The sequence below is a fragment of the Achromobacter sp. DMS1 genome, from assembly GCF_001270295.1.
Genome location: NZ_LHSJ01000105.1, coordinates 26,459 through 31,811, shown reverse-complemented (window position 1 = coordinate 31,811; position 5,353 = coordinate 26,459). Strand labels below are relative to the sequence as shown.

Sequence of the window (5,353 nt, the reverse complement as noted above, 5' to 3'; positions counted from 1 at the left end):
TTGGCGTGGTCGCCGATGCGCTCCAGCGCGCGAGCGATGAAGATCATGTCGATGGCGCGCGAGATGGTGCGCGGGTCTTCGATCATGTAGGTGATGAGGTGGCGCAGCGCCCCCTTCCATTCCTTGTCCACTTCCTTGTCGCTGCGCACGACGGCCGCGGCCTGGATGGGATCGAGGCGGGCGAAGGCGTCCAGCGCCTGGTGCAGCATGGTGCGCACGTTGTTCGCCATGTGGCGCAGCTCGATGACGGGGGTATAGCGCAATTCCGACTCGTGGATGCGGCGGGCCACGACGGCGACCTTCTCGGCCTCGTCGCCCGAGGACTCCATCGACCTGTCCGCGCTCGTCGGCCCCAGCGTCAACGGCACGCTCAAGGTGGGCAAGCTGGTGGTGCGCGGCCTGAAGGCCGAAGACGTCTCGGCCGCCCTCAAGCTGGAGCGCGGCAAGCTGGACATTTCCAGCCTGACGGCGGGCCTCTATGGCGGCAAGCTGGCCGGCGCGGTCAGCGTCGACGCCGCGCAGGGCAACCAGGTGGCGGCCAAGATGTCGCTGGCCGGCATCGCCATCGAGCCGCTGCTGGTCGACCTGGCCAACCGCAACGTGCTGAGCGGCACCGGCAGCCTGGCGCTCGACCTCAAGACCGCCGGCGCGAATTCCTACGCCATGAAGAGCGGGCTGGGCGGCACCATGCAGCTGCGGCTGCGCGACGGCGCGGTCAAGGGCATCGACCTCGCCCGCACGCTGCGCGAGCTCAAGGCCGCGTTCAAGCCCGAGTCGGCCGAGGAAACCGTGGCGTCCGACGCCACCCGCCAGACCGCATTCTCGGAAATGGACGCCGACCTGTCTTTCACCAAGGGCGTGGCCACGGTCAAGCGCCTGAACGTCGTGTCGCCTCTGCTGCGCGTGACGCAGGGCGAGCCCGCCGCCATCGATTTCGTGAAAAGCCAGCTCGACCTGATGGCGCGCGCGCGGGTGGTGAATCCGGCCGCCGACCCCGAGGGCAAGGATCTGGTCGACCTGAAAGACGTGACCATCCCCGTGCACGTGCAGGGTCCGTTCGACAAGCTCTCCTATACCGTGCTCTGGAAAGACGCCATCGGCGGCATCCTCAAGCGCAGCCTGGAGAACCGGCTGCGCGACGCCGTCACGGGCAAGGGCGGCAAGGGCGGCGCGGCCGTGGAAGAAGCCATCAAGGGACTGCTGGGCAAATGAGCGAGCAAACGGTTTACGAGCCCGTGGCGGGTTGCGGCGGCACCACGCAGCCGCAGGCCGCCGCGTATCACCGCCAGTGGCTGGTGGCCAACGATGCCGGCCAATGGATGAGCCGCGGGCTGTGTCCGAAGCTCGAGCAGGTGTCGGTGGAGCTGCGCCTGGGCTACCTGGTGCTGCGGGCCCCGGGCATGCTGCGCATGGACATTCCGCTGGACGTCATCGAAGACGACGACAGCGTGCGCTACGGCCTGCGCCTGGGCGAGCAGGCGATCGACGTGGTGGACGAAGGCGAGCTCGCCGCCGCGTGGATATCGAATTTCGTCGGGGTGCCCTGCCGCATTCTCAAGGTGCACCCCGAGACGCCGGTTCGGTCCTGGCCGGACTGACGGCCTGCCGCGCGGCCGGACGCCCTCCGGTTCAGCCGGCTTCGCCGCGCGCCGGTATTCGAAGACGGCGTGCGCCGCCAGGCCCGCAGCCAGGCCCCAGAAGGCCGACCCGATTCCCCAGAAACTGAAGCCCGAGGCCGTGGCCAGCAGCGTGATGAGCGGCGCTTCGCGCCGCCGCGGATTGGCCATGGCCGAAGCCATGCCGCCCATGATGGTGCCCAGCAGGGCCAGGCCGGCGAGGGCCGCCAGCAGGGCGGCCGGCAGCGCCTGGAAGAACACCGCCACCGCGCCCGCCACCATGCTCAGCAGCACGTAGCTGATGCCATAGGTGGCGGCGGCGACGTAGCGCCGCGCCGGCTCTTCGTGCGCTCGGGGCCGGTGCAGATGGCCGCGCTGATGGCGCCCATGGTGATGCTGTGCGCGCCGAACGGCGCGGCGAGCAGGCCCAGCACGCCCGTGGTCGCCACCAGCCGGGAGGCCGGCGGCTGGTAGCCGGAAGCCTGCAGGATGGCCAGGCCGGGGAGGTTCTGCGAAGCCATGGCCACCACGAACAGCGGAATGCCGAGGCTGACGGCCGCCTGCGCGCTGAAGACCGGGGTAGTCCAGACGAATTCCGTGAGGCGCCAGTCGAGCTGGTCTGCGCGGATCAGGCCCTGGGCCGCCGCCAGCGCGACCGCCACGGCCATCACCACCAGCACCGCGTAGCGCGGCGCGAAACGCCGGCACAGCAGATAGGCCGCGCACATGCCGAGAACCAGCGCGGGCTGCCGGCTCACGCTGGTGAAAATGCCCATGCCGAAGTTGAGCAGCACGCCGGCCAGCATGGCGGCGGCGATCTCGGGCGGAATGCGGCGCAGGATGGGGTCGATCCAGCCGAAGAGCCCGCAGGCCAGCGTGAGCGCGGCCGCGAGGAGGAAAGCGCCCACGGCTTCGCCGAACGGCACGCCGGCCAGGGCGGTTACGAGCAGCGCGCGCCCGGGGTGGACCAGGCCATGACGATGGGCAGGCCCGTGCGCAGGCTGTAGACCGTGCCCGCCCAGGCCCAGCGCCAGGCTCAGCGCGCCGATCCGAGGAGCCGATGCGGGCGGCGTCCAGGCCGGCGGGCGTGCCCGGCCTGCACCATGAGCACGGCCGTGCCGCCGAAACTCACCAGCACCGCGACCAGGCCGGCCGCGATCGCGGAAGCGGAGAGGTCGCGGCCGAGGCGCGGGCGTGCGGAAGGGTTGTCGAGCCGGGACTGCGCGGCGCCGCTCATGCGGACCCCGTCGTCAGGCGGCGGTATTTGGCCATGAGCTGTTCCTGGCCTTCTTTCCATTGCGGGTGGAGTTCGATGCACTCCACCGGGCACACCACCTGGCACTGGGGCTCATCATAGTGGCCCACGCATTCCGTGCAGCGATTGGGGTCGATGACGTAGTAGTCCTCGCCCATGGAGATTGCTTCGTTGGGGCACTGCGGCTCGCAAACGTCGCAATTGATGCATTCTTCGGTGATGGTCAGGGCCATGATCTTTTCCGTCCGCCAGCCTTCGCGTGCGCGGCGGAGGCGGCCATGGGCCGATTTTACTCAAAACGGCCGGCGCCCATCCGGCGCGCCGCGCCCGGCCCGGTTGCCCGTGCCGGGCAACATCGTTATCGTTTATATAACGTTTTGCGGACCGGCGCTGCCGCGCTGCCCGCGAGCGGCGTGGCAGGCTTGACGGTCGGGGGCAGGCAATGTTTGCGATTACCCGGTTCCACCAGTTCATGATCCTTTACCGCGTGCGTTACGCCGCGGCGCTGGCGCGGGCCCTGAACGTCTCGCCCGCGGCCGCGTTGGCGCTCGACATGGCGCTGGATGCGGGCCGCATGCCGCTGCGGACGCTGCACGATCTTCTCGGATGCAGCCGCGCCCAGGCCATGGCCGCAGCCTTCGACCTCGAAAGGCAGGGCCTGGTCCGCCCCATCGACGACACCCGCGACGCCCATGGCGAATACTTCGTGGCGCCCATCGACGAGCGCTGCGAGGCCGCGCGCCTCTACCGCGCCCGGCTCGAGGCGCTGGTCGATGAGCGCGGCCTGTACGAGGGCGGCAGTCGGTGGAGGCGATGCTGGCGTCGCTCGAAGATATTTTCACCAGGGCGCTGGCGGAGATCGACGACAGCGCGGTCGCGGTGGGCTCGCCGTGAGGGTTCGCCATGCCTGCCAGGCCGGCTGACATCTATCTGCGGTTCCTGCAATTGAGGGCAGGGTTGCGCGGTTTGTCGCCGCTGCCCGCGCTGGACCCGCTCGAAGAGAAAATCCTGGAATCCGTGGTCCGGGTGACGCAGAAAAACGGGCGGCTGTCGGTGTGCGACATGATGGCCCACGGCGAACTCGGCTCGCCCGCCACCATTCATGCGCGCCTGACCTCGATGCGCGCGAAAGGCTGGCTCACGCTGAACGATACCGAAGACGCCGCCGCAAGCAGATCGAATTCACGCCTGCCGCGCTGCGGCATTTCGACAGGCTGGCCGAGACCTTCGCCCAGGCCGCCGCGGGACGCCTGAGCGCGCCCCGCGGCCCGGCGTTCAGCCCGGCCAGGACTGCTCGCGGCGCTCCTTGGCCTTGGCCTGCAGCCAGCGCTCCACCGACGGAAACACGAACTTGCTCACGTCGCCGCCCAGCTGGGCGATTTCGCGCACGATGGTGCCGGAGATGAACTGGTATTGGTCCGAGGGCGTCATGAACAGCGTTTCGACGTCGGGCAGCAGGTGGCGGTTCATGCCGGCCATCTGGAACTCGTATTCGAAATCGGACACGGCGCGCAGGCCGCGCACGATGACGCGCCCGCCCTGCTCGCGCACGAAGTCCTTGAGCAGGCCGCCGAAGCTCTGCACTTCCACATTGGGATAGTGGCCGAGTACTTCGCGGGCGATGGCGACGCGCTCGTCTATGCTGAAGAACGGCTTCTTGTTGCGGCTGTGGGCCACGCCGACCACGACTTTGTCGAACAGCGTGGCGGCGCGCCGGACCAGATCCTCGTGGCCTCGGGTCAGCGGGTCGAACGTACCGGGATAGACAGCGGTAATCATGCAGGCTCCGTACCGTTATTGATGGCGTACACCTTCCTCCGAAGCCCGGATTATTGACTTATTTCCGCAATGCAGCAAATTCCATCAGGTGGTAATGCACGGCGCCGGCCTTGTCCTGGCGCAGCATGCGGAATCCTTCGGGCGGATCGATCGGGCTTTCGGCTTCAGCATAGACCAGGCCGCCGTCGTTCAGAATACCCGGCAGCATCGGCCATATGCGGGGCAGCCAGCCCTGTCCGAAGGGAGGATCGAGCAGGACGAGGTCGAAGCGCGAAGCGTCCATCCGTTGCAGGACCTGCATCGCATCGCCCGCATGGATGCGTATCATGTCGGCTTTGAGCTTGTCGCGCAGTGTCCGCAGGGCGGACGCGGCGGTTCTATCGCGCTCGACCATCAGCACGTGGCCGACGCCGCGCGAGGCCGCCTCGAAGCCCAGCGCCCCGCTGCCCGCGAACAGATCCAGCACCTGCTTGCCGGCGAATTCGCCGCCCCACAGGTGGTTGAGCCAGTTGTAGAGCGTTTCGCGCACCCGGTCGGGGGTGGGACGGAGCGTTTCCACGTCGGGGACGGCGATGGGAGTGCGCCGGTATTGGCCTCCGACGATACGAATATACTTGTTGCCCATGTTCAGCTTCTTCAAGAAAAAGACCCCTCCGCCCGCCGCCGCCGGCCCAGCCCGCGCCCGCCTGCCCGGAGGCTGCGC

At 68.6% G+C, this 5,353-nt stretch carries 5 protein-coding genes and 4 pseudogenes; 4 read left to right on the top strand and 5 right to left on the bottom strand.

Annotated elements, in window-relative coordinates:
• Nucleotides 1-329, bottom strand: a pseudogene (locus AD428_RS13930) (phosphate signaling complex PhoU family protein); the annotation flags it as partial.
• On the opposite strand from AD428_RS13930, the pseudogene AD428_RS13925 reads away from it, so the two are divergent.
• Together AD428_RS13925 and AD428_RS13920 are read left to right on the top strand one after the other, a co-directional pair.
• A pseudogene (locus tag AD428_RS13925) lies at nt 310-1,212 on the top strand (AsmA family protein); the annotation flags it as partial. The pseudogenes AD428_RS13930 and AD428_RS13925 overlap by 20 nt on opposite strands.
• Nucleotides 1,209-1,598, top strand: coding sequence for an MOSC N-terminal beta barrel domain-containing protein (locus tag AD428_RS13920; RefSeq protein WP_053245581.1), 390 nt, complete (start codon nt 1,209-1,211; stop codon nt 1,596-1,598). The pseudogene AD428_RS13925 and the gene AD428_RS13920, both read left to right, overlap by 4 nt.
• Before the next feature lie 45 nt (nt 1,599-1,643).
• On the opposite strand, the pseudogene AD428_RS13915 reads toward AD428_RS13920, so the two are convergent.
• Nucleotides 1,644-2,853 (bottom strand): annotated as a pseudogene (locus AD428_RS13915) (benzoate/H(+) symporter BenE family transporter); the annotation flags it as partial.
• A complete protein-coding gene (locus AD428_RS13910; protein WP_053245577.1) occupies nt 2,850-3,104 on the bottom strand; it encodes a YfhL family 4Fe-4S dicluster ferredoxin in 255 nt (84 codons plus the stop codon). The gene AD428_RS13910 and the pseudogene AD428_RS13915, both read right to left, overlap by 4 nt.
• Before the next feature lie 209 nt (nt 3,105-3,313).
• On the opposite strand from AD428_RS13910, the gene AD428_RS13905 reads away from it, so the two are divergent.
• On the top strand, nt 3,314-3,820 hold the full coding sequence (locus tag AD428_RS13905) for a hypothetical protein (protein ID WP_235490234.1): 507 nt from the start codon (nt 3,314-3,316) through the stop codon (nt 3,818-3,820).
• Nucleotides 3,775-4,118: pseudogene (locus AD428_RS13900) on the top strand (winged helix-turn-helix domain-containing protein); the annotation flags it as partial. The gene AD428_RS13905 and the pseudogene AD428_RS13900, both read left to right, overlap by 46 nt.
• Nucleotides 4,119-4,146: 28 nt before the next feature.
• On the opposite strand, the gene coaD reads toward AD428_RS13900, so the two are convergent.
• The gene (coaD, locus tag AD428_RS13895) at nt 4,147-4,650 is read right to left on the bottom strand and encodes a pantetheine-phosphate adenylyltransferase (protein ID WP_053245576.1); all 504 of its coding nucleotides are present in this window, start codon (nt 4,648-4,650) and stop codon (nt 4,147-4,149) included.
• 58 nt (nt 4,651-4,708) lie between these two features.
• Nucleotides 4,709-5,275 (bottom strand): 16S rRNA (guanine(966)-N(2))-methyltransferase RsmD, encoded by a 567-nt coding sequence (gene rsmD, locus AD428_RS13890; RefSeq protein ID WP_053245580.1) that lies wholly within the window; start codon nt 5,273-5,275, stop codon nt 4,709-4,711.
• Nucleotides 5,276-5,353 lie beyond the last annotated feature (78 nt).

Coding starts and splice junctions, on each gene's coding strand:
- AD428_RS13905 (WP_235490234.1), top strand. CDS start 3,314: ATGTTTGCGATTACCCGGTTCCACCAGTTCATGATCCTTTACCGCGTG.
- AD428_RS13910 (WP_053245577.1), bottom strand. CDS start 3,104: ATGGCCCTGACCATCACCGAAGAATGCATCAATTGCGACGTTTGCGAG.
- AD428_RS13920 (WP_053245581.1), top strand. CDS start 1,209: ATGAGCGAGCAAACGGTTTACGAGCCCGTGGCGGGTTGCGGCGGCACC.
- rsmD (WP_053245580.1), bottom strand. CDS start 5,275: ATGGGCAACAAGTATATTCGTATCGTCGGAGGCCAATACCGGCGCACT.
- coaD (WP_053245576.1), bottom strand. CDS start 4,650: ATGATTACCGCTGTCTATCCCGGTACGTTCGACCCGCTGACCCGAGGC.